Annotated in this window: 28 protein-coding genes; 16 read left to right on the top strand and 12 right to left on the bottom strand. The window is 55.6% G+C overall.

The window, feature by feature from the left end:
• Positions 1 to 6 precede the first annotated feature (6 nt).
• The 9 genes from SynPROS91_RS10985 to SynPROS91_RS10945 all read left to right on the top strand — a co-directional run bounded on the left by SynPROS91_RS10985 (position 7) and on the right by SynPROS91_RS10945 (position 7,708).
• Positions 7 to 1,626, top strand: a complete 1,620-nt coding sequence (locus tag SynPROS91_RS10985; RefSeq protein WP_186516816.1) for a DUF3352 domain-containing protein — start codon at positions 7 to 9, stop codon at positions 1,624 to 1,626.
• Positions 1,604 to 2,104: a histidine phosphatase family protein gene (locus SynPROS91_RS10980; RefSeq protein WP_186516814.1), complete on the top strand. Its 501-nt coding sequence runs from the start codon at positions 1,604 to 1,606 to the stop codon at positions 2,102 to 2,104. The genes SynPROS91_RS10985 and SynPROS91_RS10980 overlap by 23 nt, the downstream gene beginning before the upstream one ends.
• 32 nt (positions 2,105 to 2,136) lie before the next feature.
• The gene (locus tag SynPROS91_RS10975) at positions 2,137 to 3,327 is read left to right on the top strand and encodes a citrate synthase (protein WP_370586805.1); all 1,191 of its coding nucleotides are present in this window, start codon (positions 2,137 to 2,139) and stop codon (positions 3,325 to 3,327) included.
• A 60-nt stretch (positions 3,328 to 3,387) separates the two neighbouring features.
• Entirely contained in the window at positions 3,388 to 4,506 is a 1,119-nt protein-coding gene (nuoH, locus tag SynPROS91_RS10970) for an NADH-quinone oxidoreductase subunit NuoH (RefSeq protein ID WP_186519746.1), read from the top strand.
• Between the two features lie 80 nt (positions 4,507 to 4,586).
• Complete coding sequence (ndhI, locus tag SynPROS91_RS10965) at positions 4,587 to 5,246, top strand: NAD(P)H-quinone oxidoreductase subunit I (protein ID WP_186516804.1); 660 nt, start codon at positions 4,587 to 4,589, stop codon at positions 5,244 to 5,246.
• The gene (locus SynPROS91_RS10960; RefSeq protein ID WP_186516802.1) at positions 5,243 to 5,842 is read left to right on the top strand and encodes an NADH-quinone oxidoreductase subunit J; all 600 of its coding nucleotides are present in this window, start codon (positions 5,243 to 5,245) and stop codon (positions 5,840 to 5,842) included. The genes ndhI and SynPROS91_RS10960 overlap by 4 nt, the downstream gene beginning before the upstream one ends.
• Before the next feature lie 20 nt (positions 5,843 to 5,862).
• A complete protein-coding gene (gene nuoK, locus SynPROS91_RS10955) occupies positions 5,863 to 6,195 on the top strand; it encodes an NADH-quinone oxidoreductase subunit NuoK (RefSeq protein WP_006854001.1) in 333 nt (110 codons plus the stop codon).
• Between the two features lie 15 nt (positions 6,196 to 6,210).
• On the top strand, positions 6,211 to 7,167 hold the full coding sequence (locus tag SynPROS91_RS10950) for an NAD(+) kinase (RefSeq protein WP_186516800.1): 957 nt from the start codon (positions 6,211 to 6,213) through the stop codon (positions 7,165 to 7,167).
• A 1-nt stretch (position 7,168) separates the two neighbouring features.
• Positions 7,169 to 7,708 carry a CYTH domain-containing protein gene (locus tag SynPROS91_RS10945; protein WP_186516798.1) on the top strand — a complete coding sequence of 180 codons (540 nt, stop codon included), beginning with the start codon at positions 7,169 to 7,171 and terminating at the stop codon, positions 7,706 to 7,708.
• A gap of 172 nt (positions 7,709 to 7,880) precedes the next feature.
• On the opposite strand, the gene SynPROS91_RS10940 is transcribed toward SynPROS91_RS10945, so the two are convergent.
• Positions 7,881 to 8,159: a helix-turn-helix transcriptional regulator gene (locus SynPROS91_RS10940; RefSeq protein WP_186516796.1), complete on the bottom strand. Its 279-nt coding sequence runs from the start codon at positions 8,157 to 8,159 to the stop codon at positions 7,881 to 7,883.
• An 81-nt stretch (positions 8,160 to 8,240) separates the two neighbouring features.
• Between SynPROS91_RS10940 and SynPROS91_RS10935 the strand changes: the two genes are divergently transcribed.
• Complete coding sequence (locus tag SynPROS91_RS10935) at positions 8,241 to 9,131, top strand: methylenetetrahydrofolate reductase (RefSeq protein WP_186516794.1); 891 nt, start codon at positions 8,241 to 8,243, stop codon at positions 9,129 to 9,131.
• On the opposite strand, the gene SynPROS91_RS10930 is transcribed toward SynPROS91_RS10935, so the two are convergent.
• From SynPROS91_RS10930 to SynPROS91_RS10905, 6 genes are all read right to left on the bottom strand, one after another.
• Positions 9,115 to 10,290 (bottom strand): NDP-sugar synthase, encoded by a 1,176-nt coding sequence (locus SynPROS91_RS10930; RefSeq protein ID WP_186516793.1) that lies wholly within the window; start codon positions 10,288 to 10,290, stop codon positions 9,115 to 9,117. The two genes, SynPROS91_RS10935 and SynPROS91_RS10930, sit on opposite strands and share 17 nt — an antisense overlap.
• Positions 10,291 to 10,335: 45 nt before the next feature.
• Positions 10,336 to 11,238: a segregation/condensation protein A gene (locus SynPROS91_RS10925; protein WP_186516791.1), complete on the bottom strand. Its 903-nt coding sequence runs from the start codon at positions 11,236 to 11,238 to the stop codon at positions 10,336 to 10,338.
• A gap of 97 nt (positions 11,239 to 11,335) precedes the next feature.
• Positions 11,336 to 11,725, bottom strand: a complete 390-nt coding sequence (locus SynPROS91_RS10920; protein WP_186519744.1) for a lipopolysaccharide assembly protein LapA domain-containing protein — start codon at positions 11,723 to 11,725, stop codon at positions 11,336 to 11,338.
• Between the two features lie 85 nt (positions 11,726 to 11,810).
• Entirely contained in the window at positions 11,811 to 13,487 is a 1,677-nt protein-coding gene (locus SynPROS91_RS10915) for an NAD(P)H-quinone oxidoreductase subunit 4 (RefSeq protein WP_186516783.1), read from the bottom strand.
• Between the two features lie 116 nt (positions 13,488 to 13,603).
• Positions 13,604 to 15,607: an NAD(P)H-quinone oxidoreductase subunit 5 gene (locus SynPROS91_RS10910; RefSeq protein ID WP_186516781.1), complete on the bottom strand. Its 2,004-nt coding sequence runs from the start codon at positions 15,605 to 15,607 to the stop codon at positions 13,604 to 13,606.
• 34 nt (positions 15,608 to 15,641) lie between these two features.
• A complete protein-coding gene (locus SynPROS91_RS10905) occupies positions 15,642 to 16,364 on the bottom strand; it encodes an NnrU family protein (RefSeq protein ID WP_186519742.1) in 723 nt (240 codons plus the stop codon).
• A 115-nt stretch (positions 16,365 to 16,479) separates the two neighbouring features.
• Here SynPROS91_RS10905 and SynPROS91_RS10900 point away from each other — a divergent pair, with 115 nt between their 5' ends.
• The gene (locus tag SynPROS91_RS10900) at positions 16,480 to 17,475 is read left to right on the top strand and encodes a LysR family transcriptional regulator (protein ID WP_186519740.1); all 996 of its coding nucleotides are present in this window, start codon (positions 16,480 to 16,482) and stop codon (positions 17,473 to 17,475) included.
• Here SynPROS91_RS10900 and SynPROS91_RS10895 read toward each other — a convergent pair.
• Both SynPROS91_RS10895 and SynPROS91_RS10890 read right to left on the bottom strand, forming a co-directional pair.
• Positions 17,472 to 18,074 carry a DUF3172 domain-containing protein gene (locus tag SynPROS91_RS10895; RefSeq protein WP_186516779.1) on the bottom strand — a complete coding sequence of 201 codons (603 nt, stop codon included), beginning with the start codon at positions 18,072 to 18,074 and terminating at the stop codon, positions 17,472 to 17,474. The two genes, SynPROS91_RS10900 and SynPROS91_RS10895, sit on opposite strands and share 4 nt — an antisense overlap.
• Positions 18,071 to 18,418 carry an NAD(P)H-quinone oxidoreductase subunit M gene (locus SynPROS91_RS10890; RefSeq protein ID WP_186516777.1) on the bottom strand — a complete coding sequence of 116 codons (348 nt, stop codon included), beginning with the start codon at positions 18,416 to 18,418 and terminating at the stop codon, positions 18,071 to 18,073. Before SynPROS91_RS10890 ends, SynPROS91_RS10895 begins: the two co-directional genes overlap by 4 nt.
• A gap of 108 nt (positions 18,419 to 18,526) precedes the next feature.
• Here SynPROS91_RS10890 and pds point away from each other — a divergent pair, with 108 nt between their 5' ends.
• Together pds and SynPROS91_RS10880 are read left to right on the top strand one after the other, a co-directional pair.
• Entirely contained in the window at positions 18,527 to 19,945 is a 1,419-nt protein-coding gene (gene pds, locus SynPROS91_RS10885; RefSeq protein WP_186516775.1) for a 15-cis-phytoene desaturase, read from the top strand.
• A 3-nt stretch (positions 19,946 to 19,948) separates the two neighbouring features.
• The gene (locus tag SynPROS91_RS10880; RefSeq protein WP_186516774.1) at positions 19,949 to 20,857 is read left to right on the top strand and encodes a phytoene synthase; all 909 of its coding nucleotides are present in this window, start codon (positions 19,949 to 19,951) and stop codon (positions 20,855 to 20,857) included.
• 22 nt (positions 20,858 to 20,879) lie between these two features.
• Here SynPROS91_RS10880 and SynPROS91_RS10875 read toward each other — a convergent pair whose 3' ends face one another.
• Positions 20,880 to 21,320 (bottom strand): RNA-binding protein, encoded by a 441-nt coding sequence (locus SynPROS91_RS10875; protein ID WP_186516772.1) that lies wholly within the window; start codon positions 21,318 to 21,320, stop codon positions 20,880 to 20,882.
• A 70-nt stretch (positions 21,321 to 21,390) separates the two neighbouring features.
• On the bottom strand, positions 21,391 to 22,551 hold the full coding sequence (locus SynPROS91_RS10870; protein WP_255439773.1) for a CCA tRNA nucleotidyltransferase: 1,161 nt from the start codon (positions 22,549 to 22,551) through the stop codon (positions 21,391 to 21,393).
• A gap of 49 nt (positions 22,552 to 22,600) precedes the next feature.
• Between SynPROS91_RS10870 and SynPROS91_RS10865 the strand changes: the two genes are divergently transcribed.
• From SynPROS91_RS10865 to SynPROS91_RS10855, 3 genes are read left to right on the top strand one after another with little or no spacing between them, the layout of a single operon-like run.
• Positions 22,601 to 22,852 (top strand): Ycf34 family protein, encoded by a 252-nt coding sequence (locus SynPROS91_RS10865; RefSeq protein ID WP_186516768.1) that lies wholly within the window; start codon positions 22,601 to 22,603, stop codon positions 22,850 to 22,852.
• Positions 22,849 to 23,472: a tRNA (adenosine(37)-N6)-threonylcarbamoyltransferase complex dimerization subunit type 1 TsaB gene (tsaB, locus tag SynPROS91_RS10860; protein ID WP_186519738.1), complete on the top strand. Its 624-nt coding sequence runs from the start codon at positions 22,849 to 22,851 to the stop codon at positions 23,470 to 23,472. Before SynPROS91_RS10865 ends, tsaB begins: the two co-directional genes overlap by 4 nt.
• Positions 23,472 to 24,059, top strand: coding sequence for a YdcF family protein (locus SynPROS91_RS10855; protein WP_186516766.1), 588 nt, complete (start codon positions 23,472 to 23,474; stop codon positions 24,057 to 24,059). The genes tsaB and SynPROS91_RS10855 overlap by 1 nt, the downstream gene beginning before the upstream one ends.
• On the opposite strand, the gene SynPROS91_RS10850 is transcribed toward SynPROS91_RS10855, so the two are convergent.
• The gene (locus SynPROS91_RS10850; RefSeq protein ID WP_186516764.1) at positions 24,038 to 24,721 is read right to left on the bottom strand and encodes a 1-acyl-sn-glycerol-3-phosphate acyltransferase; all 684 of its coding nucleotides are present in this window, start codon (positions 24,719 to 24,721) and stop codon (positions 24,038 to 24,040) included. The genes SynPROS91_RS10855 and SynPROS91_RS10850 overlap by 22 nt on opposite strands.

Raw genomic sequence — 24,721 nt, 5'->3', positions numbered from 1 at the left:
TGCTTCATGAAGGCGCGTTCCTTCCTTTTAGCTGTCGCTGCAGCGGTGTTAGTGCTGCTCACCACCGCATTGGGCTTGTGGTGGGCGATGGCACAGCACAGTCCCCTGAAGATTGTCGGCCAACCCCTGGTGTTGCCACGAGCAGCTCGGTTCGTACCAAGAGACGCATCGCTCAGCTTGCATTGGCTCACTGATCCTGGCCGGATGCCTGCTTATGCCCAGGCGGTGGCCCCGGTGTCACGACGACGCCAAGCGCGCGACAGCACGCAGCAATTGCGGGATGGCGCCTTTGCGTTAGCAGGCTTGGATTTTGTTGGAGAACTCGCGGATTGGATCGGTCCCCAGGTCAGCCTTTCTTTGATTGCGCCTGTCGCCGATGCACCGGCGGGCTGGGTGCTTGCTCTTACCAGCCTCGATCAAGACGGTGCCAAGCGTTTTCTTCAACGCTTTTGGCAAACGCGCAGTTTGGCTGGAACCGATCTGCAAATCAGTCGCTATCGGGGAATGGGTGTGATCAGCGGCCGCGGAGCGCTGCTCGGTCGAGAGCCACAGCCCATCGCTACAGCCTTGATCGACGATGACCTGCTTTTGATTGCGTCCAGTCGTGGTGTACTTGAGCAGTCTCTAGATGTGTCCCAGCTGGATGCTCTGCACCAGCTGGGCGATGCAGATCTTGTAGCTGATTTGAAGCAGCTCGGTCGGGGTGCGGCTCTGCTGACTGCTGATCCCGCCGCGATGGCGACGTGGCTTGGAATGCCGAGCTCCATCTCTGATCGCGATGACCTTGTTGGTCTCGTGGCAGCACTGGAACCCAAAGGGACTGCTCTCAATCTGGATGCTTTGTTGCGTTTTCGTCAGCCGCTTGGACGTTCAGGGGAAGGGGTAATGCTGTCGCAGTCCTTGATGCGTTCCGCTGGTGGATCTGCATCGGCCCTGGCTGTGCTCTCTGATCCTGCCGGTCTCCTAAGCCCTCAAAGTGAGGACCCCGTCGCTCAATGGTTAGCGCCTGTTCTTCAGGAGAGTCTTCAAACGCTTGGAGCCGAGGGGGCTTCCGATGTGGTGGGGTTGGATGCGGGCCCATTGCTTTGGAAGCAGGGAGAAGAGGGCTGGCTGTTGGGAACATCCACGGATCAGCCCGGTTTGGAGGCCGTGGATGCGGACCTCCAGGCCAAGGGCCTCGTGCGCTCGGCCCTGCCCTCTGATGGCTCATCTCTTGAGGTGTGGACCCGGCTAGCCCGGCAGCGTCAGCGGGGTGAAGCCTCTCTACAGGCCCAACTTGCGGTGGCTTTAGAACGCGAATCCGGCCAAGACTGGTGGGGGCAGACATTGGATGCTCTGACAACGCGTCAAAATCACTCAGCCCTCGAGCCACGTTTGAATCAATTACGGGCCTTGCAAGACGAAGGGGCGGCGCCTCTGGCACAGCAGTTGGCATTGGCGACAGAACCCAGCCGCGCTCAGCTCCAAAAGTGGCGGCCCTGGAGCTTGATTCAGTCGGTGGCCGGAAGGCCCCTGCTCCCAGCGGTGCAGGAACTTGCTGTGGCCGCTGGTCCCGATCAAGAGGAGGGCGCTGGTCCAGCAGGCTCCAACCGCTTACGACTTCGTGCTCAGCTGCGATTTGGTTGACCTGCTGCTGTTGCGTCACGGCATCGCGGTTGAGCGCCACCAAGGTGTGGATCATCCGGATCGTTGTCTGACGCCTCTGGGAGTCGAGCGCACATTCAAGGTGTGCTGCCGTCTGCGCGATCTCGGATTGATCGCCGATCGCTTGTACAGCAGTCCTTATCGTCGGGCGCGTGAAACAGCTGAGCTGGCCGTGAAAAGCGGTTTGGCTCCTGAGGTTGAGCTCGCTAGTGGTCTTGAGCCTGGAGGGGATCCATGGCCCTTGGTTCAGCGCTTGCAAGGCTCGTGTTTGCTTGTGGGGCACGAACCTGATTTGAGCCAGCTGGCTGCGGTGTTGATGGGTGCGCGATCTGGTGGCCTGCGTCTGCGCAAGGCAGGGCTTTGTCATCTCCGTTGGGACGGATCCCATCAAGATCCACGCGGCGTAGCGCAGCTGCAGGGGTTACTAAGGCCACATCTGTTGTTGCCTGGCTGCGTTTAAGTTGCGTTGATGAGTTGTTGTAGTGGGTGGTGGTGAGTCAGACCGGCGGTAACGAAATCCGGCATGAACGCACGGGGTTGGTGTTCAGACCAGGTCTTGAGGGTGTCCCCGCCACCCAATCCTCGATTTGCGACATTGACGGCCTGAAGGGGCGTCTCTCCTATCGGGGCTACTCCCTCGATGACCTCGCAGTCCACAGCAGTTTCCTGGAGACCACCTATCTGTTGATCTGGGGTGAACTCCCCACACCTCAGCAATTTCGTGATTTCGAGCACGAAGTGCAGATGCATCGTCGCGTCAGCTTTCGGGTGCGCGACATGATGAAGTGTTTCCCTGCCAACGGGCATCCGATGGATGCTCTCCAGTCGAGCGCGGCCTCCTTAGGGCTCTTTTATTCGCGTCGTGCCATTGATGATCCTCAATACATCTACGACGCTGTTGTCAGGCTGATTGCCAAGATCCCAACGATGGTGGCGGCCTTTCAGTTGATTCGTAAAGGCCAGGATCCAATCCAGCCCCGCGACGACCTGGCTTACTCAGCCAACTTTTTGTACATGCTCACGGAGCAAGAGCCCGACCCTCTCGCCTCTCGGATCTTTGATCGTTGTTTGATCCTTCATGCTGAGCACAGCCTTAATGCCAGCACCTTTAGCGCCAGGGTGACGGCAAGCACGTTGACGGACCCCTACGCCGTCGTGGCGTCGGCCGTAGGAACTTTGGCGGGGCCTCTCCATGGCGGCGCGAATGAAGATGTACTCGCGATGTTGGAGGAGATCGGGACTCCGGAACAGGCCGACTCGTACCTCGAGTCAGCCGTAGCGAACAAACGCAAAGTGATGGGTTTTGGCCATCGCGAGTACAAAGTTAAAGACCCTCGGGCAGTGATCCTTGAGTCCTTGGCTGAGGAATTGTTTGCTCGGTTTGGTCACGACGATCTCTACGACGTGGCCCATTCCCTTGAGACGGCTGCCGCGATTCGACTCGGGCCGAAGGGGATTTATCCCAACGTTGATTTCTATTCAGGCCTCGTCTACAGGAAGCTTGGGATTCCAAGAGATTTGTTTACTCCTGTGTTTGCGATTTCCCGCGTGGCTGGTTGGCTGGCTCACTGGAGGGAACAGCTCGGTGCGAATCGAATTTTCCGCCCATCTCAGATCTATACCGGCACATCCGCCCGTCATTGGGTCCCTGCTGACGAGCGGGTGAATGCCGCGGGCGCTTAAGTTGCATCTATCTCTTCTCCGACCATGGTGACTTCCCTCGCCACCACCGCGCCGGCTCTGGTGAGCCCGGGACTTGATCTTGAGCAGAGCTTCAGTCAGGCGCTGGAGGGTCTTGGCCTCTCGGCTCAGGCTGCACGCATGCTCTGGCTTCCCTTTCCGATGTTGCTGGTCCTTGTGGCCGCCGTTGTTGGGGTTCTGGTCACGGTGTGGCTTGAACGAAAAATTTCTGCGGCCGTGCAACAAAGGATCGGGCCTGAGTACGCCGGAGCACTCGGCGTTCTTCAGCCTCTTGCCGATGGTCTCAAGCTGCTCGTCAAGGAAGACATCATTCCGGATCGTGCAGACAGCATTCTCTTCACCCTTGGCCCTGTGCTGGTGGTGGTGCCGGTCATTTTGTCCTGGTTGATCGTGCCCTTTGGGCAAAACCTGTTGATCAGTGATGTGGGCGTAGGCATTTTCCTTTGGATCTCTCTCAGCAGCGTTCAGCCCATTGGCCTTCTGATGAGCGGCTACGCCTCAAACAACAAATATTCGTTGTTGGGCGGCCTCCGTGCGGCAGCCCAGTCGATCAGTTATGAGATCCCACTCGCGTTGGCCGTCCTGGCCGTCGTGATGATGAGCAATTCCTTAAGCACCGTCGATATCGTTAATCAACAAACTGGAGCTGGTGTTCTGAGTTGGAACATCTGGCGCCAGCCGGTTGGCTTCTTGATTTTCTGGATCTGTGCGCTCGCGGAATGTGAGCGTCTGCCTTTTGACCTCCCAGAAGCGGAGGAAGAACTCGTCGCTGGCTACCAGACCGAATACTCGGGAATGAAATTTGCCCTCTTCTACCTGGGCAGTTACATCAATCTCGTTCTTTCGGCTCTGCTCGTTTCCATCCTCTATCTGGGTGGTTGGGGCTTCCCGATCCCGGTTGAATGGCTTGCTTCGTGGTTAGGTCAGCCCATTGACGCGCCTCTGGTGCAGCTGATCACAGGCACCGTGGGCATTGTGATGACTATTCTGAAGGCCTACCTGCTGGTCTTCATCGCAATCCTTTTGCGTTGGACCACCCCACGGGTCAGGATCGATCAGTTGTTGGATCTTGGCTGGAAATTCCTGTTGCCTCTGGCCTTGGTCAACCTCTTAGTCACAGCAGCCCTCAAGCTGGCCTTCCCGGTCGCGTTTGGCGGCTGATCTCGTCACTTCCCCATTCCCGGGGCATCATGAAGACCGGGTTTTGATTCCTCGATCGCTCACTCCCCCGATTCCAAACCATGTTCGGCTTCCTTAAACAGGTTGGTGATTACACCAGGGATGCAGTGGATGCGGCCCGTAATCTCACGCAAGGCCTATCGGTCACCTTCGATCACATGAAGCGCCGTCCAGTCACGGTGCAGTACCCCTACGAAAAGCTGATTCCTTCGGAGCGGTATCGAGGACGCATTCACTACGAATTCGACAAGTGCATCGCCTGCGAGGTCTGTGTGCGTGTGTGTCCCATCAATCTCCCAGTGGTTGATTGGGTGATGAACAAGGAGACGAAGAAAAAAGAGCTCCGCAACTATTCCATTGATTTCGGAGTTTGTATTTTCTGTGGCAACTGCGTGGAGTACTGCCCCACCAATTGCTTGTCGATGACTGAAGAATATGAATTGGCCGCCTTCGATCGCCACAGCCTGAATTACGACAACGTTGCTTTAGGTCGTCTGCCAACCAGTGTGACGACAGATCCATCGGTCCAGCCTTTGCGGGAACTGGTGTATTTGCCTGCTGGGGAAGTTCATCCCCATGGCGTTTCTCCTGACCGTCCCCGAGCGGGGAAGCTCCCTGAGCAAATCCTTGAGGAACTCAAGGCAGCTGGATCCATCAAGGCTGCCGAGGATGGGAGAGAATCATCTTCATCAGCGTCCAAAGAGGAGGAGAGCGCAGGATGACGATCGCCGCGTCAACGCAGCTCATTAGCTTTTTGGTACTGAGCGCCGTCATCGTGCTGGGAGCTCTCGGTGTTGTGCTCTTAAGCAACATCGTTTATTCAGCCTTCCTCCTAGGCGGGGTGTTTTTGGCTGTGGCAGGTCTCTATCTCCTGCTCAACGCCAGTTTTGTGGCAGCGGCGCAGGTGCTGGTGTATGTGGGTGCCGTCAACGTCTTAATCCTGTTCGCGATCATGTTGGTGAACAAGAAGGAGGATTTGGCTCCGATCCCTGGACTCCTCATACGCCGTCTTCTCTCTGGGGGCGTGTGTGTTGGCCTGTTTGCTCTTTTGACCCGTGTGGTTGTTACCACTCCCTGGGCCAAGGGCCCAATGCCGATTGGGGAGGAAGCAACCGTGCGAATTGGTGAGCACTTGTTTACCGATTACTTGCTGCCTTTTGAGTTGGCATCTGTTTTATTGTTGATGGCCATGATTGGAGCGATTGTTCTGGCTCGTCGTGACGTTCAATCTGTGGATCCTGTTACCGGAGAAGAGGTTGATCAGGGCCTGATTGAGAAGGCACGCACCCCCTTACTTGTTGACCAGCCTCGCGCCTGAATTCTTTCTCCTTTTTTGTGATGCTCTCTGAGCTTCTTTCCGGTTCCGTTCCTCTCCAGGCCTATCTGCTGTTGGCAGCAGTCCTGTTTTGTACAGGGGTGTGGGGACTCATCAACAGCCGTAATGCCGTCCGAGTGTTGATGAGCATTGAGTTGATGCTCAATGCAGTGAACATCAACCTGATGGCATTTTCGTCCTATGTCGATGGCCAACTCATTCGTGGCCAAGTGTTCTCGGTGTTTGTGATCACAGTTGCAGCAGCTGAAGCTGCTGTCGGTCTGGCGATCTTGTTATCGCTATACCGAAATAGAGTCACTGTTGACATGGAACGCTTCAACCTTTTGCGCTGGTAAAAGCGACACGCTGTTATGCGTCTTCAACGGGTCTGGCTGATCTATCGCGCAGATAGCCCACTGGCATTGAAAGAAGCACGTCGCTGCGCCGATGAGCTTGAATCGATTGGGGTGACTTGCGTCCTGGCGATGAGTGGCCTGACGGCAGACCCTTTCCCTGGGTTGCTGGCCTCTGAGCCTCGGCTACCGGATCTGGCGGTGGTGTTGGGTGGTGATGGAACGGTGCTTGGTGCTGCCCGACACCTCGCTGTTTTGGATGTCCCGATTCTGAGTTTCAACGTGGGAGGCCATCTGGGCTTTCTGACGCATGATCCCGGCTTGCTGCGGAGTGAAGGGCTCTGGCAGCGCGTGCTGGAAGATCGTTTTGCCTTGGAACGGCGCATGATGTTGCAGGCGGTGATCCAGCGGATGGGTGATCTCCATGGTTCGGAGCGGTCAGACCAGACCTCTGGCATAGAAGATGGCTCTCCTGACCATCAGGAGATTCACTGGGCCCTAAATGATCTTTACCTCAAGCCCTATCACGAGGATTTGTCTCCAACCTGCATTCTTGAGATGGAGATCGATGGAGAGGTTGTTGACCAAGTCCGTGGAGATGGCTTGATTTTGGCCTCGCCTACGGGCTCAACGGGTTATGCGATGGCGGCGGGCGGCCCGATCTTGCATCCAGGCATCGATGCAATTGTCGTCAGTCCGATTTGTCCAATGAGTTTGTCGAGTCGCGCCGTGGTGTTGCCTCCCCGATCCAGGGTTGTGATTTGGCCTCTAGGTGATGCCAGCAGACAGGTGAAACTTTGGAAAGATGGGTCTGCTGGAGAGGTCTTTGGTCCAGGTGAATGCTGCGTGATTCAGCAGGCTGCTCATCATGCGTTGATGGTGCAGCTGGAGCAAAGTCCCTCCTATTACCGAACGCTGTCACGCAAACTTCACTGGGCGGGGAGTTTGCTGGATAGTGCTCCCTCCTCAAACTGAGATGGCACTGGAGATTGAACGGCGATTCCTGGTCACAAATCCCAGATGGCGACTTGTGGCGGGACCCCCTCAACCTCTGCGACAGGGATATCTGTCCGCCTCGCCAGATGGATTCACTGTTCGCATGCGTTTGCGCGCAGATGGCAGGGCATGGCTGACGTTGAAGGCTCCTGCCGCAGGGATTGCTCGCCATGAATTCGAATACGACATTCCGGCGACGGATGCGGAGGAGCTTTGGGCACTGGCGCCCCATCGCGTGGTTAAAACGCGCTATTCCCTCCAACAGGAAGGTGGCGACTGGGTCGTTGATTGCTTTGAAGGAAGCAATTCACCTTTAATCCTTGCTGAGGTTGAGCTCGACGCTCCCGATAGCCCCTTGACCATCCCCGACTGGTGTGGCCTTGAAATCACAGGGGATCAGCGCTGGAGCAATGCAGCACTTGCGCATCAGCCGTTTTCAACGTGGCCCCAGGATTGGATTGATCAATTTGGATTGACCAATATCGACTCGAAAACTAAAAATTCTTTTGATTTCCTTTAGATTTGGAGGATGACTCTCGAGGGAGACGGCATGCTTGGTCTATACGACTCTGATGGCATCCTGCGTTTCACAGGATTAGATCGTGAAGCCTGTCTCGCCTACGCCAGTTTGTTTGGTCTTTCTTTGGCAAGCTGCTCCCTAACAGACATCCCAATCCCTATTCCTCTTCCTGTCAGGTCGCGTCGGAGGCATCAGGGGGAAGGGTGCAGCAATTGAAGCCGTCTCGACAGATTTTGCCGTGATCCATTGCCCAGTTGAGCAAGGCCACGCGATTTTTTGAGCCTGTTTTGGTGAACACGTTGCTGACATGGTTGTCAACAGTGCGCTTGCTGATCGTCAGTCGTTCAGCGATCTCTTGGTTGGTCAGCCCCTCGGCTACCAGCTCGATGATCTCGATTTCACGGCTGGAGAGGGAAATAGTCATTGAACAGGGGTCCTCACCAATGGCCATTCTTCTAGGACCATGGTTTACATCTTAAGCAGGTATGGAGAACCTGATCTTCCATAGTGTTCTGTAGTAGCGATCGTTCATTTGAGTTCAGCGCTGCAAAGCAGCCTCGAGGCTGGGGCCATCACCATTACGGCTGAAGTGATGCCTCCACGGGGTGGAGACCCATCCCATGCTCTCAAGATGGCAAGTGCCTTAAAGGGACTTGTTCATGCCGTCAATGTCACGGATGGCAGTCGTGCGGTGATGCGGATGAGCAGTCTTGCCGTGGCTCGACTCCTCTTGGACCAAGGCATCGAGCCTGTGCTGCAGATGGCCTGTCGAGATCGCAATCGCATTGCGATTCAAGCGGATCTCTTGGGTGCCCATGCTTTGGGGATCCGCAATCTCCTTTGCCTCACAGGTGACCCTGTTCGTGCTGGTGATCAGCCCAAAGCCCGCCCTGTGAATGAGCTGGAATCCGTGCGATTGCTGCAGCAGGTCACGGCCTTCAATCGTGGGGAAGATCCGGTGAAGGGTGATCTTGCCGACGGTCCGACTGACCTCTTCGCTGGCGCGGCGGCTGACCCCCAGTGTTCGAGCTGGTCAGGTTTGCTGCGACGCATGGAGCGAAAAAAAGCAGCAGGAGCACGTTTTATTCAGACGCAGATGGTGATGGATGCTTCTGTGTTGGAACGGTTTTGCCGTGAGATAGCCGAACCCATGGAGCTTCCTGTCCTCGTGGGTGTGTTCTTGCTGAAGTCGGCGCGCAACGCAGGTTTTATTAATCGGATGGTGCCTGGTGCTTGTATTCCCGACAACCTGATTGCCCGATTGGAGGCCGCGGCAGACCCGGCGGCAGAGGGAATTCAAATTGCCGCTGAACAGGTTCAGCGATACCTAGGCGTGGCTCAAGGCGTCCATTTGATGGCTATCAAAGCAGAGGAACGCATCCCAGCGATTTTGAATCAAGCAGGCGTCAACTTGCCTGGGTGAGATCGGTGCCCAGAAGTTCTGCCATGGCTTTCTGTTGAGGAGAAGGCTCCACCAAATCCTGGCGGCGTGCATCCGTGATCAACCAATCAAGTGCCGCTTCCTGGAGATCAATGTGATCGCCTTCTTTGTCAACGCAATAGCGGCCAAACACCAATTTCTCGACAAGCTGGACCCCCGCCCCGATCCTTGAGTAATCAAAAATGATCGAGTTGTCGATGGTTGCGCTTTCGCAGATGTAGCAGCTTGGTCCAATCATTGTGGGTCCAATCAGCGTGGCACCATCCTCAATTTTGGTCATCCCTCCCACGTAGACCGGGCCTTCAACATTGATTTTGTCCCAGTTGGCCGCCACATTCAGGCCCGTAAACACTCCGGGCTTGACTTCTTTCCCAGGGATTCCAACTTGGCGAACTTCTCCCTGAAGAACACTACGAATGGCTTGCCAGTAATCAGGCACTTTGCCAATGTCGACCCATTCAAAATCCATGGGTAGGGCATAAAACGGAGCTCCTTCCTTCACCAAAGCGGGGAAGAGATCAGCTCCGATGTCGAAGGATGTCCCGGAGGGAATGTGCTCAAAAATCTCAGGTTCGAAGAGATAGATGCCGGTGTTAATCGTGTCGCTTAAAGCTTCCTCAACACTGGGTTTCTCTTGGAAGGCTTGGATTTTGCCGTCGTCATCACTCACCACCACGCCGTAACTGCTCACCTGGTCCTTCGGGACCGTTTTGGTGACAAGACTGGCGAGAGCCCCTTTGGCACGATGACGCTTAACGGCCTCGGTGAGGTCGAGGTCGATCAGGGCATCACCACACAACACCACAAAGGTGTCATCAAAAAAGGTCTGAAAATCTTGAATTTTTTTGAGGCCTCCCGCAGACCCCAGGGCGTCTCCGATCAGTTCGCCGTCTTGAATACTTCCCTCGAAGCTGTAGGCGATTTCGACACCGAAACGCTGGCCATCGCGGAAATAGTTCTCGATTTCCTCGGCCAAGTGAGACACGTTGACCATGACCTCAGTGAAACCATGCTCTTTGAGGAGCTCCAGCAGGAACTCCATCACAGGTTTCTGCAGGATCGGAATCATCGGCTTCGGGATCACATGCGTGATCGGTTGCACCCGGGTTCCCTTGCCTGCGGCCAGGATCATGGCCTTCATTGACGTACCAAGCTTGAAAACGTAGGCCTCAACATACGAGGGTGATTAAGCGGCAATCGCGGGCAAGGTCGGCGTGATATCTGGCACTTCCAGACTGTTGATCGGCAACTGAGTGATTTCGCCGGCAACGAGCAGACGCTTTAAACGAATGGGTGCATGCAGCGAGCCAACTTGCTCCAGTTCGATCTGACTCTGAGAGGACAGAAATAAAAGGGCCCAGAACACCCCAACGCGGTCTGTGTCGAGGTCAGGCGCAGCAGCCACTGCCCAGCGGCTGACGAGAAACTCGAAATCAATCCAGTGCAAGGCCTGTTCCCATCCTTTCAAGAACACCCCTAAGGCAGCAGTGGTTTCAGGGAGTTTTTCCCGGTGGGCCAATGCCGCTACTTGAGCGATCGCCTCGCGATTGCTAAAGCGCTTCTGACGCTGACGCCGGCGCATGTCGAGTTCGTCTGTCTCTAATTGCTCGGCAATGGTTTCAAGCTGTTCGATCAGTTCCCCAAGCGTGACTGGCCGCCTTAGGGGAGGCGGAGCAACAGGACGCCTTAGGAGGTGGCGTTCAGGATGTCTGGGCAAATTGAAGCGGGGATCCAGCCAACCCTGCTCCATTAAGTCAGCGTCGAAGGCGTCTTCCACGATTGGTTCTGGAGCGAGGGTGCTGGCTTCAAGCACCTCCGCTTTAAGCCCAACCAACACTGAAGCCGCGAGAAAGGCTTCGCTGCTCTCGGCCAGATCACGCTCGTAGCTTCCTCCCTGTTGCCCCAACTGAGCAGCAACGCGTCTGGGAATTTCGATGCGTTGTCTGAGTTGATCTAAGAATCCGTCTACCACTGAAATGACGTCGACATCCCAAGGATCGAGTGTTCCGCTTTGGGCGGCATCCTGGAGAAGGCGGATCGCAAGACGGGCGCCGGCATCAGCTTTTGAGGTCAGGCCGGCATCAGACACAAAAAACCTCAATCTGATGCAAAGGTATCGGCCCAATCCCGGGGACGCCAGTCCCCATTGGAGATTCGCTTGCTTGTTACCGTCTAGCTTTCACTTGTTAGAACTTGGAATCGATGTCGACGGTGGGGCTCTCCTCCGAGGTTGAGTTCGATTCACTGTTGCCTGAGGGCAGGAGTCCTAGTTGGGTCTGCACCGTTGAGCGGTAGCGATCGAGGTCGGTTTCTAATTCTTGAATCCGAACCTGCTGGGCTTCGAAGTCAGTGGCTTTGCCTAAGCGTTCCACCGTGTTGAGCATTCCGCTCCAGCTTGCAAAAAGCCAGGCAGCAGCAGCACCGATTCCCGCTGATAGCAGCAGCAGAGCGGCCAGAGGCAAGGTGTAGTGCATCCACGGCAAAACGTTCACCGTGGTGGGATTGGTGTTCTCCAAGGTGAAAAACACCGTGCCGAGTCCGAAGATGAAAATCAGACTGAAATTGATCTGACGCATGGCGAACAGAGTGTGCGGCAAGCGTCTGAAAATTAAGGAGCGATTCAGGCTCTGAATCGCATTCGCAGAGAAAGGACGAAGATCTTTACGAGATGGACTGGGTGGCCTCTGTCAGTTTTGGTGCTGAGAACAGCGCTGGCACAAGGGAAGTGCTGCGGATTAAAGGTGCTGTTGGTCGTTTGATCCTTTCCATCGCATCGACATCACGCCTCACAAGAGCTGAGATTGTGTTGCTGTAGCTGTCAGTCATCAGCTTTGGATAGAGCCCGATGCCGATGATGGGAACCAACAGGCAACCAATGATGTAGACCTCCCTTGGCTCAGCATCAACAAGATTGGAGTGGGACACGAGTTCGCTGTTTTCTTTCCCGAAGAAGATCTCTCTCAGCATCGACAGCAAATAGATCGGCGTCAGGATCACGCCGATCGCAGCCAGCCCATCAATCACGATTCGGAAGCTCAGGGTGTAAGCCTCATCGGTGGCAAAGCCTGTGAACACCATCAGTTCGCTTACAAATCCACTCATCCCAGGCAGGGCAAGGGAGGCGAGGCAGCAAACAGTCCATAGGGCAAACATGATGCGCATTTTTTGGCCAATGCCACCCATTTCATCAAGCTGAAGGGTGTGGGTACGGTCGTATGTGGCTCCCACGAGGAAGAACAGACTTGCTCCGATCAGTCCATGACTGATCATTTGAAGCATGGCGCCACTCGTTCCTAGCTCGCTGAAGCTGCCAATGCCGATCAGCACGAAGCCCATATGGCTGATGGAGCTGTAAGCGATCTTGCGTTTGAGATTGCGTTGAGCGAAGGATGTGAGCGCTGCATAGATGATGTTTACGACTCCCAGCACCACGAGTAGGGGTGCGAACTGGGCATGCGCTCCAGGAAGGATTTCGGCGTTAAAGCGCATCAACGCATAGCCACCCATTTTGAGCAAAATGCCTGCCAGCAACATGTGTACAGGCGCGGTGGCCTCACCATGGGCATCAGGAAGCCAGGTATGGAGGGGAACGATCGGTAATTTCACCCCGAAGGCAATCAACAACCCCGCATAACAGAGCAGCTCAAATCCAGAACTGAATCCCTTTTGGGCCAGAACGCTGTATTCAAAATTGGGCACTCCACCGCCAAAAAAGCCCATGGCCAGGGCCGCCAAGAGGATGAATAGCGAGCTGCCAGCTGTGTAAATGATGAACTTTGTCGCCGCATATTGACGTTTCTTTCCGCCCCAGATGGCCAGCAAGAGATAAACAGGAAGCAGCTCCAGTTCCCAGGCGAGGAAGAACAGCAGCATGTCTTGGACGGCGAAGACGGCAATTTGGCCGCCATCCATCGCCAGGATCAAGAAGAAGAACAGTTTGGGTTTAAAGGTCACGGGCCAGGCTGCCAGCACCGCCAAGGCCGTGATGAAGCTTGTGAGCAGGATCAGCGGCATTGACAGGCCATCAGCCCCAACAGCCCATGTGAGCCCGAGATTGGGCAGCCAGCTCACCCGCTCCGACAGCTGGAGTCCGCTGTAACTGGGGTCATATCCCGTGAGATACGCCGCAGCTGTAATCAGGAAGGTGGTGAGAGCAATACCGAGCGCAAACCAGCGCACCTGCTTGCCATCACCATCGTCTGGCACGAATGGAACGATGAAGGCCCCAACGATGGGGAACAGGATTGAAAGGCTCAACCACGGGAACGTGGCCGGAACGATACCGCTTGAGATGTCGAATGCCGGATCAAAGGGTGCACTGACGGCAAATTCGAGCACGGGACAGGTCTTTCACCACTGCTCGGAGTGTAGAAATCTTGGGCGAACGCGCATCCACTCGATAGGCGTTGACACACATAACCCTCACTCCTGAAGGTTCGGAATCCTTGGGTCGGTCAGCCCAGGGCCCCGAACAGCACCACCAAGGCAATCACTCCACCAAACACAATGAGGGCATAGAACTGGGCTCTGCCGGTCTCGAAGTATTTGAGGCCTTCGCCACTGCCAAGGGTGAGCAGACCAGTGAGATTCACCACCCCGTCCACAACCTTTGCATCCACTTCAAGGACTTCACGCGCCAACTTGCGGCTGCTGCGAACGAACAATTTCTCGTTGATGGCATCCAGATACCACTTGTTCGCCAAGAAGGCGTTGATGGTTGGGAAGCGAGCTGCAACCAGTTCGCCGAGGTCGATGCGGCGCAGGGCGTAGGCGAGGACGGCCACCGTTAGGCCGGTGACTGAAATGGCGACGGAGGCGCCTGCGAGCGGAAGGAATTCTCCCCAGCTGAAGTGTTCGGCCATTTCAGCTGCCTCTTCAGGATTCAGTAACCCAGCAAAGCGACTGTTCCAGGGTGTTCCGAGCAGGCCAATCAGGGCTGAGGGCACAGCGAGAACGGCGAGCGGCAGCGTCATTGACCAGGGTGACTCGTGGACACTTCCTGCGGCGTGGTGATCGTGACCCTCCTCGACTTTCTTTCCTGCGGCAGCCATGAGCTCATGTTGCAGGGCTGAATCATTGCCTCGAAACTCACCCTCAAAGGTGAGGAAGTAGAGGCGGAACATGTAAAAGGCGGTCATGCCCGCCGTGGCAAAGCCAACAGCCCAGAGGAGTGGATAACTGTTGAAGGCCTGGCCAAGGATCTCGTCCTTGCTCCAGAAGCCAGCCAGGGGTGGGATGCCACTAATGGCAACACAACCGATCAAAAATGTGATGGCCGTGATCGGCATCTTTTTGCGAAGTCCACCCATCAGTCGCATGTCTTGGGCGAGGACAGGTTCGTGACCCACCACATCTTCCATGGCATGGATGACAGATCCAGAGCCAAGGAACAACATCGCCTTGAAAAAGGCATGGGTCACCAGGTGGAACATGCCAGCAACGGGAGCGCCGCAACCCATGGCCAGCATCATGTAGCCCAATTGCGACACAGTGCTGTAGGCAAGCCCTTTCTTGAGATCCATCTGTGTCAGAGCGATGGAGGCGCCTAAGAAGCAGGTGATCGTTCCAATCACGGCGATGAACGTTCCCACAGCAGGGAATTGGCCGTAAAGAGGTTCCAGCCTGGCAACAAGGAACACGCCTGCAGCGACCATGGTGGCCGCGTGGATCAAAGCAGAGATCGGTGTAGGCCCTTCCATGGCATCAGGCAACCAAACATGGAGAGGAAATTGCGCTGACTTGGCCATTGGCCCCATAAACACCAAAAGGCAGAGAGTGAGCGCTGCCCATCCAGGCACCACACCACTGCTGACCGCTGCTGATAATCCATCGGCAATGCCTTGAAATCCAAAGCTTCCGGTGGCCCAATAGAGCCCGAGGATGCCCAGCAGGAGTCCGAAATCGCCAACGCGATTCACGACAAATGCTTTCTGGGCGGCGTGAGCGGCCCCTTCCCGGTCGTACCAGAAGCCCACCAAGAGGTAGGAGGCCATCCCCACCAGCTCCCAGAACACATAAATTTCCAGAAGGTTGGGGCTCACCACGAGCCCCAACATCGAGCTGCTGAAGATGGCGAGATAGGTGAAGAAGCGCACATAGCCCTTGTCGTGGGCCATGTAGCCGTGGGAATAAATCATCACCAGCAGCGCCACCGTTGTCACCAAGGCGAGCATCACAGCTGCAAGTGGGTCGACGACATACCCCATTGGAAGGCTGAAGTCTCCAGCACTTGCCCAAATGAAGAGATGCTCGACGGGGGGGGCTCCACCCAACTGCTCGAACAGCACGGCGTAACTAATGACCGCTGCAGCTCCAATGCAGCTGATCAAAAGCACGGCCACCGGTTTTTTAAGCCGGTTAATGGTGCGATTGAAGCTAATCAGACCAAGCCCTGTGATCAATGCCCCAACGAGAGGGAGCACTGGGATCAGCCAGGCAAAATCGGCAGCCGATGGCATCCGAGTGAAGCAGAGTGATTTGAGTGTAGGCAGCTCAGCTCAAAAGCCCTTCAAGACGTGAGTGAAGGAAGGCGATGCCTCCCAATGAGATAAAGCGATGAGCCCACCAAAAAACCCCCACGGCAATCGCGATGCCGAGTTGTGCTGGCCGCAGAAACTCGCTCCAAATCAGGGTCTGGCGTCCATCAAGAACAGCGGCGAAAGGCAGCACAGATGTGCTTTGTTTCAGCTTGACGAAGTCATCGCCAAACCGAGCCTTTAAGCGTCGGTCTCCATGCCACACAGCGAAAAGGTGATGTCCGATCAGGCCGATGCAGGTCACGACCATGAAGCTGCTTCCGATCCAAAGGGCATGGCTAAAGCACCAGAGAACCTGACCAACGGCCTGAGGGTGTCGGCTAATCCGGATGATCCCGGTGGCGTAGAGACGCACTTGCGGTTTCAGGACAGCAGGGATTTCAAGCAGGTTGTAGGTGGCTGGATAGAGGAACAGGAAACTGATGGCTGTTAGCACCCAGATCACGGGCACCAAGCCCTGTACACCTTGAAGATTCCAGAGTCTTAGGCCGTCATACCGATGGGCAAGGAAGTACCCGATCACGACAATCGCCGAGGGAATACTCAAGGCGGCAAACAGCACTCGCCAGGCCCTGGCTCCGATTTTGGCTTCAGCGCGCGTGCGAAGGGCAGCCCCACCGCTGTGAATGACAGCGAAAACCAAGAGCAGCAACAGCATCACAACGCTGGAGTGATGCATTCCGCCGCCTAGGAGCTCATCCAAAGAGTTGCTGCATGAAGGGTAATTCTGACGGGCGGTGGGTTCCTCCCCCTCTAAACTTTTGGTGCTATCCCTGCCGGGTCGGCTGTCGCTTATGGCCGATCTGCCTTTCACACTGGATCAGCTGCGTATTCTTCGCGCCATCGTCAGCGAAGGCAGCTTCAAAAAAGCTGCTGACAGTCTTTACGTCACGCAGCCAGCGGTCAGTTTGCAGATCCAGAACCTGGAGAAGCAGCTTGAGGTGTCTTTGTTTGATCGCGGCGGTCGCAAGGCTCAGCTCACCGAAGCCGGTCACTTGCTGCTGAGCTATTGCGATCGAATTCTGAGTCAATGCCATGAGGCATGTCGTGCTCTTGATGACTTGCACAACTTGAAGGGAGGATCTCTCGTGGTGGGTGCGAGCCAAACCACGGGGACCTACTTGATGCCCCGAATGATTGGTCTCTTTCGGCAAAAATTTCCAGATGTGGCAGTGCAGCTGCATGTTCACAGCACGAGACGAACGGGCTGGAGCGTGGCAAATGGTCAGATCGATCTGGCCATCATCGGCGGTGAATTACCTGCTGAATTGAATGAGTTGCTTCAGGTGGTTCCTTACGCCAGTGATGAATTGGCGCTGGTGCTTCCGGTGAAGCATCCCTTGGCTCGCTTGCCAGAACTCAGCAAGGAGGATCTGTATCGATTGGGATTTGTTTGTTTAGATGCCCAGTCCACCACTCGGAAAATGGTGGACCAGCTTCTGGCTCGTTCTGGTTTGGATGTGCAGAGGTTGAGGATTGAGATGGAGCTCAATTCCCTCGAGGCCATCAAAAATGCCGTGCAATCCGGTTTGGGTGCCGCTTTCCTTCCTGTGGTCTCGATTGAGAGGGAGCTCACAGCAGGCAGTTTGCACAAGCCGTCTGTGGTGGGCCTGCAGGTGCGGCGCCAATTAAGGCTGATTACCCATCCGGCTCGCTACCGCTCTCGGGCTGCAGAGGCATTTCGCTGCGATGTTTTGCCGGTGTTTGCCAGCGCTGATAGTCCTTTGCGGCAACCAAGACCTGCGTCCGTAGGGCCAGAGCCCGTGGTCGCAGATCTCGACTATTCCTAAAACTGATCAGCTTCCGGCGTGATTCCAACAGTGTCGTCGGCAATCCCTTTGGTCAGAAATTTGTTCTGAGTGATATCGGTTTGGTACACGCAGCGCACTACGGGTTTGTCCCTCACTGATCCGATGTAAGCGAAGGTGTTCATCCTTTGTTTGCACTGCCTTTCCTGAGCAGCGGTGACAGCGCCTTCTTTGCGTAAAACAGACCAGTTTTCTCGGCGAATCACGCAGCCAGGCTGGAGGGTGGGCTGCGTGACAAAGCTGCTGGATGGGTTGAGTGTGGTGTACATCTCAATGTCCATCACAAAAGCACTCGCTCCCCACTGCCTGCAAAACTCCGGATCAGGCACCGCCATATCCAACTGTTGGCTGCTGGCGATGTTGCCTTGATCACCCCCTGTGGTGCTCGTGACGGCACTGCCGATGCCGATTCCCACCACCAACACTCCGGCGAGGACCGCGATTCTGGTGGTGTTGAAACGACCTCCTCCATCGCCACCATCGTTGTTGCCCTGTGGAGGGGGGCTGTACCGACCTCCTCTGCGTTCATCAGGCCGACGTGGATTTCCACCCCGTGGGCGGTCGTAGGGGGAGCGACTCACAGCAGTTCAGGTGTGCGGGGCAGGCCCATGGAGTAATTCAAGACCCTGCAATCAGGGTTGTAGCTCAGCTGGCCTGCCTGAAGGAGCTGGCGAATGCTTCCTTCTAATTCTGAGCCAATACGTCGGAGGTTGTAATCGTTGAGAGGTTGGCCGGCATGGGCGTCCACGAGCTCACGGAAGCGTTGTTGAACGGTCTGCACACAGCTGTCGTTCCAAAGGAATTCGTTGTCTGGATCCAGGTCGAGAGTGAGCTGATTGGGATCTGGAATGAGCTTCCCGTCATTCACGCGAGCTGTGAAAAGGCGAACGTGGCGAGTGGTGCTCTTTAGCAGGGTGTCGGCCATGGGGGCTTGCTTTGCGTAAGGACACCGCGCTTGCGGTTTGCTTGGGACTTTAGGAAGCGAACCGGGCCTTGATCCTTTTAAGGTTGTTTTCAAATTCTGGTTTGAAGCATGCGTATCGCCATTGCAGGAGCAGGTCTGGCTGGTCTCTCCTGTGCGAAATATCTGGCGGACGCGGGGCATACCCCCATCCTGATGGAATCCAGGGACGTGCTTGGCGGCAAGGTTGCGGCTTGGAAAGATGAAGACGGTGACTGGTACGAAACGGGTTTGCATATCTTTTTCGGGGCCTACCCGAACATGTTGCAGTTGTTTAAAGAGCTGAATATTGAGGACAGGCTTCAATGGAAGAGTCACTCGATGATTTTCAATCAGCCAGAAGAGCCTGGTACTTATAGCCGCTTTGATTTTCCAGATTTGCCGGCGCCTATTAATGGTGTCGCGGCAATTCTGGGCAACAACGACATGCTGTCGTGGCCAGAAAAGATTAGTTTTGGTCTTGGCTTAGTGCCAGCGATGCTGAGAGGGCAGGGTTATGTGGAAGAGTGCGATAAATATTCTTGGACTGAGTGGCTCAAGCTTCACAACATCCCTGAACGTGTTAACGATGAAGTCTTCATTGCCATGAGCAAGGCATTGAATTTCATTGACCCTGATGAAATTTCATCAACGGTGTTGCTTACGGCTCTGAATCGGTTTTTGCAGGAAAAGAATGGTTCCCGGATGGCTTTTCTCGATGGAGCACCTCCGGAGCGTCTTTGCGACCCGATTGTGGAGCATGTTCAATCGCTAGGCGGTGAGGTGCATCTGGACAGCCCATTGAGAGAGATCAAGCTCAACCCTGATGGAAGCGTTGCCGCTTTCCATATCGGGGGGGTCAAGGGTAAGGAAAGTTTTGATCTCGTTGCTGATGCTTACGTGAGTGCTCTTCCTGTGGATCCATTCAAGCTGTTGATACCAGAGCCATGGCAGCAAATGGATGTATTCCGCAAGTTGGATGGGCTCCGTGGAGTGCCGGTCATCAATATTCATCTTTGGTTTGACCGAAAGCTGACGGACATCGACCACTTGCTTTTCAGTCGCTCGCCTCTGCTAAGTGTTTATGCCGATATGAGTATCGCTTGTAAAGAGTATGAAGATCCGGATCGATCGATGCTCGAACTTGTGTTTGCTCCTGCAAAGGATTGGATTGGTCGTAGTGATGAAGAGATCATTGAAGCCACCATGGGTGAGCTTCAGAAATTATTCCCAATGCATTTCGGCACTGATAATCCTGCAAAACTTCGTAAGTCTAAAGTAGTAAAAACCCCTCTCTCTGTCTATAAAACTACGCCTGGATGTCAGCAGCTTCGTCCTGACCAAACTACTCCAATTAAAAACTTTTTCTTAGCTGGAGATTATACGATGCAGCGCTACTTGGCTTCCATGGAGGGGGCTGTGTTAAGCGGCAAACTATGTGCTGGGGCTGTGGACCGCAAGCATGATCAACTGTCATCATCGACCTCTGTCAGTGAACCGGTCTCGGCCTGAGTCATGACCCTCGCAGCTTCGGATCTCGATGCTGCCTTCGAGGCCTGTCGCTCTGAGACGGCCGAGTGGGCAAAGACATTTTATTTGGGCACGTTGTTGCTGCCTCTGGAGAAGAGGCGGGCGATTTGGGCCATTTACGTCTGGTGTCGACGAACCGACGAGCTTATGGATAGCGAGGAGGCTCAATCACGTCCGGTTGATGAGCTTGCCGAGCGACTGGATCGTTGGGAAGAAAAAACCAGAGCACTTTTTAACGGCCATGTCGTGGATGATCTGGATGCGGTGATGCTCGACACCTTGCAAAAGTTTCCGCAGGATATTCAGCCTTACCTCGACATGATCGAAGGACAGCGGATGGATTTATCTTGGACTCGCTATCCCACCTTTGAAGATTTAAAGCTCTACTGCTACCGCGTGGCTGGAACCGTTGGCTTGATGACCCAGGGCGTCATGGGAGTCGACGAGGCGTACACATCTGCTCCATGGAGTGATTGCCCTGACCCCTCCGATGCAGCCGTTGCTTTGGGGATTGCCAATCAACTCACCAATATTCTTCGAGACGTAGGGGAAGATCGTTCGCGTGGACGAATTTATCTTCCCCAAGAAGATCTGCGCCACTTTGGAGTGAGTGAAGATGATCTCTTGGCTGGAAGGATCAACGAGGCCTGGATTGAGCTGATGACGTTTCAACTGGCCCGTGCCAGGGAATGGTTTGTCCGCTCAGAAGCTGGAGTGCGTTGGTTGTCTGCCGATGCGCGCTGGCCTGTATGGACTTCTCTTCGTCTGTATAGAGGAATCCTGGATGCAATTGAACGCAACAACTATGACGTCTTTAATCGACGTGCTTTCGTGGGCAAATTGGGCAAAGCCCTTGAACTCCCAAGATGCTTTGTGATCGCTCAGTCTCGCTAAGTGATCACAAAGCTCAAGAAAATCAGACTGTTGTCTTCTGATCAGCGAGTAAATCCTTCAGTTTGGATAATTCTCCGGCCCAACGAGGGTCGGGTGCTGATTCAGCTTTAGCGTCGCTGTGAACCACTTTGTTTACGGCCTTCCGTGCTGAACCTGGTGCGTTGCCAGCACCGCCGGGACCGCCACGACGACCACCTGCACTACCTGCGCTGCTCTCGCGTCGCTCAGAGCGTTCTACCCGCAGGGTGTTGCCGTTGAAATCCTTGCCGTTGAATTGCTCGATCAAAGCATCGGCAACTTTTTCATCGTCGACGTTGGCGAAACCAAAGCCGCGGCATGCGCCTGTTTCTCTGTCGAGAACGGTCTTGAAGCGGATTCCCTCCCCCACGCTGGTGAGTTGGGTCTCCAACTCTTTGGCTTCGAATGTTTGCGGCAAGTTGCCGATGTAAAGACGCACGCTCATGAGAGGGGGGGGAGAGAGAGAAGAAAACTGCCTATCAGGCCGATCGCTGTCGTTAAGGCAAGTTAGTTAATCACAGCGGCTTGTTAATCCAAGCGCGTGCACACTGAATGGCGTCGTCTTGGCTACGAATTCGACCAAAGGCTCGTTCAAGGCAAAGATGATCCATTAGTTCCCCTAATCGGGGCCCTGGATGCAAGCCAAGCTCCGCCTGCAATGTCCGACCATTTAGTGGGGCACTGGGATGGAACAGCGTGTCCTTCTGATCACGCCAGCGACTCAGCCATTCCTTTTGGCGCTCCATTGGCCAAGCCAGTGTGAAGGCAGGAAGATCCTCTTCAAGCTCTTGATGCAGTTTTAAGCGCTCCCGCTCATTCAGAGCGTCAGCGCTTTGCTGTTGATCTCGCATCCACCACGTCCGCAGTCGCAAGCAGCGTTGGATTTGCTTCCGGCTGAACCGCAAGTCGTTCACGCCTTGATCGCTGAGTAACTGCGTTAAGCGCGCGAGCGGTAAGGCGAGTTGTTGTTCTTGTTGTGTCAATGCTTCTGCGTTGAATGTCCTTTGTGGTTGATCGGAGCTCCATGGCGCGATCAATTGCAATGAGTGCAGCAAACGGATCGCCTGATCGGCGTTGTTGGCTTGAACCAACTTCAGCAATTCAGCCTGGATTCGCTCTGGTGCCACCTTGGGCAAGTGGTGGCGATGGCGCGCAATCATCTCCAGGGTGGCCTCGTCAATCGTCATCGAGAGCTCGGCAGCCAGTCTTAGGGCTCTCAACAGCCGTAAGGGATCATCCAGCAGGTTCTGTTCGTGGACGGCAGTGATGCGTTGATCGCGTAGATCAGCGATTCCACCGCTGGGATCCAACAGTTTTGGCTCAGTTGTGAGAGTGAGACCAATTGCGTTGATTCGATAGTCACGCCGCAAGAGATCAGCTTTGAGGTCATCACCGTCTTGTCTTGCAAGATCGATGGTCCAGTTCCCCAGCACCAGGCGCGCCATGTCCCTGTCTCGATCGAGGACCACGCAGGCGCCACCAAACTCTTGAGAGAGCTTGCGGACTTGTCCCAGCGCATCTGCTGGAACCACCATGTCGAGATCTGGATGCTCTGGCAAACGGTTCAGTAATCCGTCACGGACGGCTCCGCCTACCAGCACCGTTCCTATGGGTAAACGATCGAGAGGGATCGGCCAGCTTTGCGGTTGCAGCCGAGTCATGAGTTGACGTGCCATGAGGCCGACCTCCCCCTCCAGAATGGAGTCCTCTGCAGAGGTGGGGTGTATGTGCATCTGCGTGGATTGCCGCTGGGTGGATCGTTGTCAGGCTTATCACGCTGTGGAACGGCAGCATGGTGTGGCTCATCTCACTGACAAGCCTGACGTGAGTCCCCAAGATCCCCGCATTCATATCAGTCTTCATGACCTCAGCGGGGGTGGCGTCGGCGTGGAATGGGATGTGAGAGCTTGCGCCAGCTTTGAGGCTGATTACGGACGATGGCAGCGATTGCGCCCGGAGCAGGAGGTACCCCGATGAGCCGCTGGCTGCTGGCTATGCATAGCTCCAGTGAAACCCTCGGCCTTGCCGTTTGCGACGCTAACGACCCCGCTGGGGGAACTCGCATCCTGTCTCGCCCGATGGGACGCCAGCTCACGAATGGTTTGATTCCTGCTGTCGATGAACTGCTGCCTCGAGCGGAATGGGCTTCGATTGGCCGTTTGGCAGTGAGTACCGGTCCTGGAGGGTTCACGGGGACTCGCTTGACCGTGGTGATGGCACGCACCCTGGCCCAGCAGTTGGGGTGCCCTTTGCATGGTGAGAGCAGTTTCGCTTTGATGGCCCCACGGTTATCGCAGACCTTGCCGGCCACTCAGGCATTGCAGCCCTTCTCAATTGTGCAGCCCCTTCCCCGTCGTGGTCGAGTGGCTGGGCGCTACCGCCTACGTTCAGGCTCAGCCCCTGTGGAGGAGCTGGAACGTCCTCGTTTACTCAGAGAGGACGAGCACCCATCTCCCGCGCTGACCATGGAGCTTGATGTTGCGTCGGATGTGCAGCATCTGCTTGAACTCTGTTGCCAATGGGAGCAGGCGGACACCCCAGGTCCCTGGGAGCCTGTGCTGCCCATTTACCCCACGTCGCCTGTGGGACCCGTCTAATGGCCCCAGGTTGGCGCTCCTCGCTCGTGATCCTTGCTGCTCTGGCCTGGGCGAGCACGACAGGGCCCTTAAAGCCCTTCCGTCAGGCCCTCACGACGGTTGAGCCTCCGCAACGGATTCTTGTGCTGGGTGGAGATCTCGATCGCGAACGGGTGGGACTGCGCTTGGCGCAGCAGTTGGAGCTCCCTTTGGTGGTTAGTGGCGGCAGCAATCCGGAGTACGCGCAATGGCTCTTACGGGATGCGGGGATAGACCAACGCCGGGTTGTGCTCGATTACAGAGCCAAAGACACCTTCACCAATTTCACATCCTTGGTGGATGACTTGAAACGCGAGGGTGTGAAGCACGTTTATCTGGTTACGAGCGAAGATCATCTGCCCCGTGCCATGACCGTGGGACGGCTGGTGGCGGGAAGCCGAGGGATTCGCCTCACCGGGGTGCCAGTTGCGTGTCAGCCCTCCTGTCGAAAGGAGACGTTGGGAAAGCGCTTGGGTGATGGGATGAGGGCGCTGACCTGGGTCATCACAGGTCGAGACCTCAAGCCCTGGGCGCTAAGGAATTGGCCTCAAGGATTTCCCACGCCTTGATCGATCAAGGCATTGATTCGCCGCTGAAGCTCCTGGGTGGTGGCCTCTAGTTCAGGCTTTCTCCGACTGGTCGGCGCAGGGATTGGCTCTCCGATGCGAAGTGCCACGGGAACGAGTCTTGGCCAGCTTCTCCCCCCGCCTAGGGCGCGATGGCTGTTGATGATTGCCACAGGGAGAAGGGGGGCTCCACTGCGCGCAGCAAGCAAGGCTGAGCCTGGTCTTGGTTGATTCACGCGGCCGTCCGGTTGACGGGTGCCATCAAGAAAGACACCGATCGCCCAGCCTTCTTCAAGTCGAGCTGTGGCTGTACGAATCGCTTCTCGATCACTTGCTCCCCGTTTCACCGGATAAGCACCGCAGGCGCGAATAATGCTCCCCAAGATTGGAATCTGGAACAGTTCGGCTTTGGCCATGAACGCCACAGGACGACCCAGGGCGTGGCCAAGCAAAGGCGGGTCGAGATGGGAACCGTGATTAGCGACCACGACCAATGGCCCTTGAAGAGGCACCAAGGCGTTGCCGCTCGTGCGCCCTTTCAAGAGTCCTCGAAAGACAGGAAACACCAGCAAGTAGCTCACGAGCTGGTACATCAGGCTCGGTTTTGGCGTGACTGATGTCACAACAGCAGAGCCGTCGCTCGGGCTGGGCACAAGAGGGGGCAT

This window comes from Synechococcus sp. PROS-9-1, assembly GCF_014279775.1.
Taxonomy (GTDB): Bacteria; Cyanobacteriota; Cyanobacteriia; order PCC-6307; family Cyanobiaceae; genus Synechococcus_C.
This window is presented reverse-complemented; position numbering and strand designations above follow the sequence as displayed.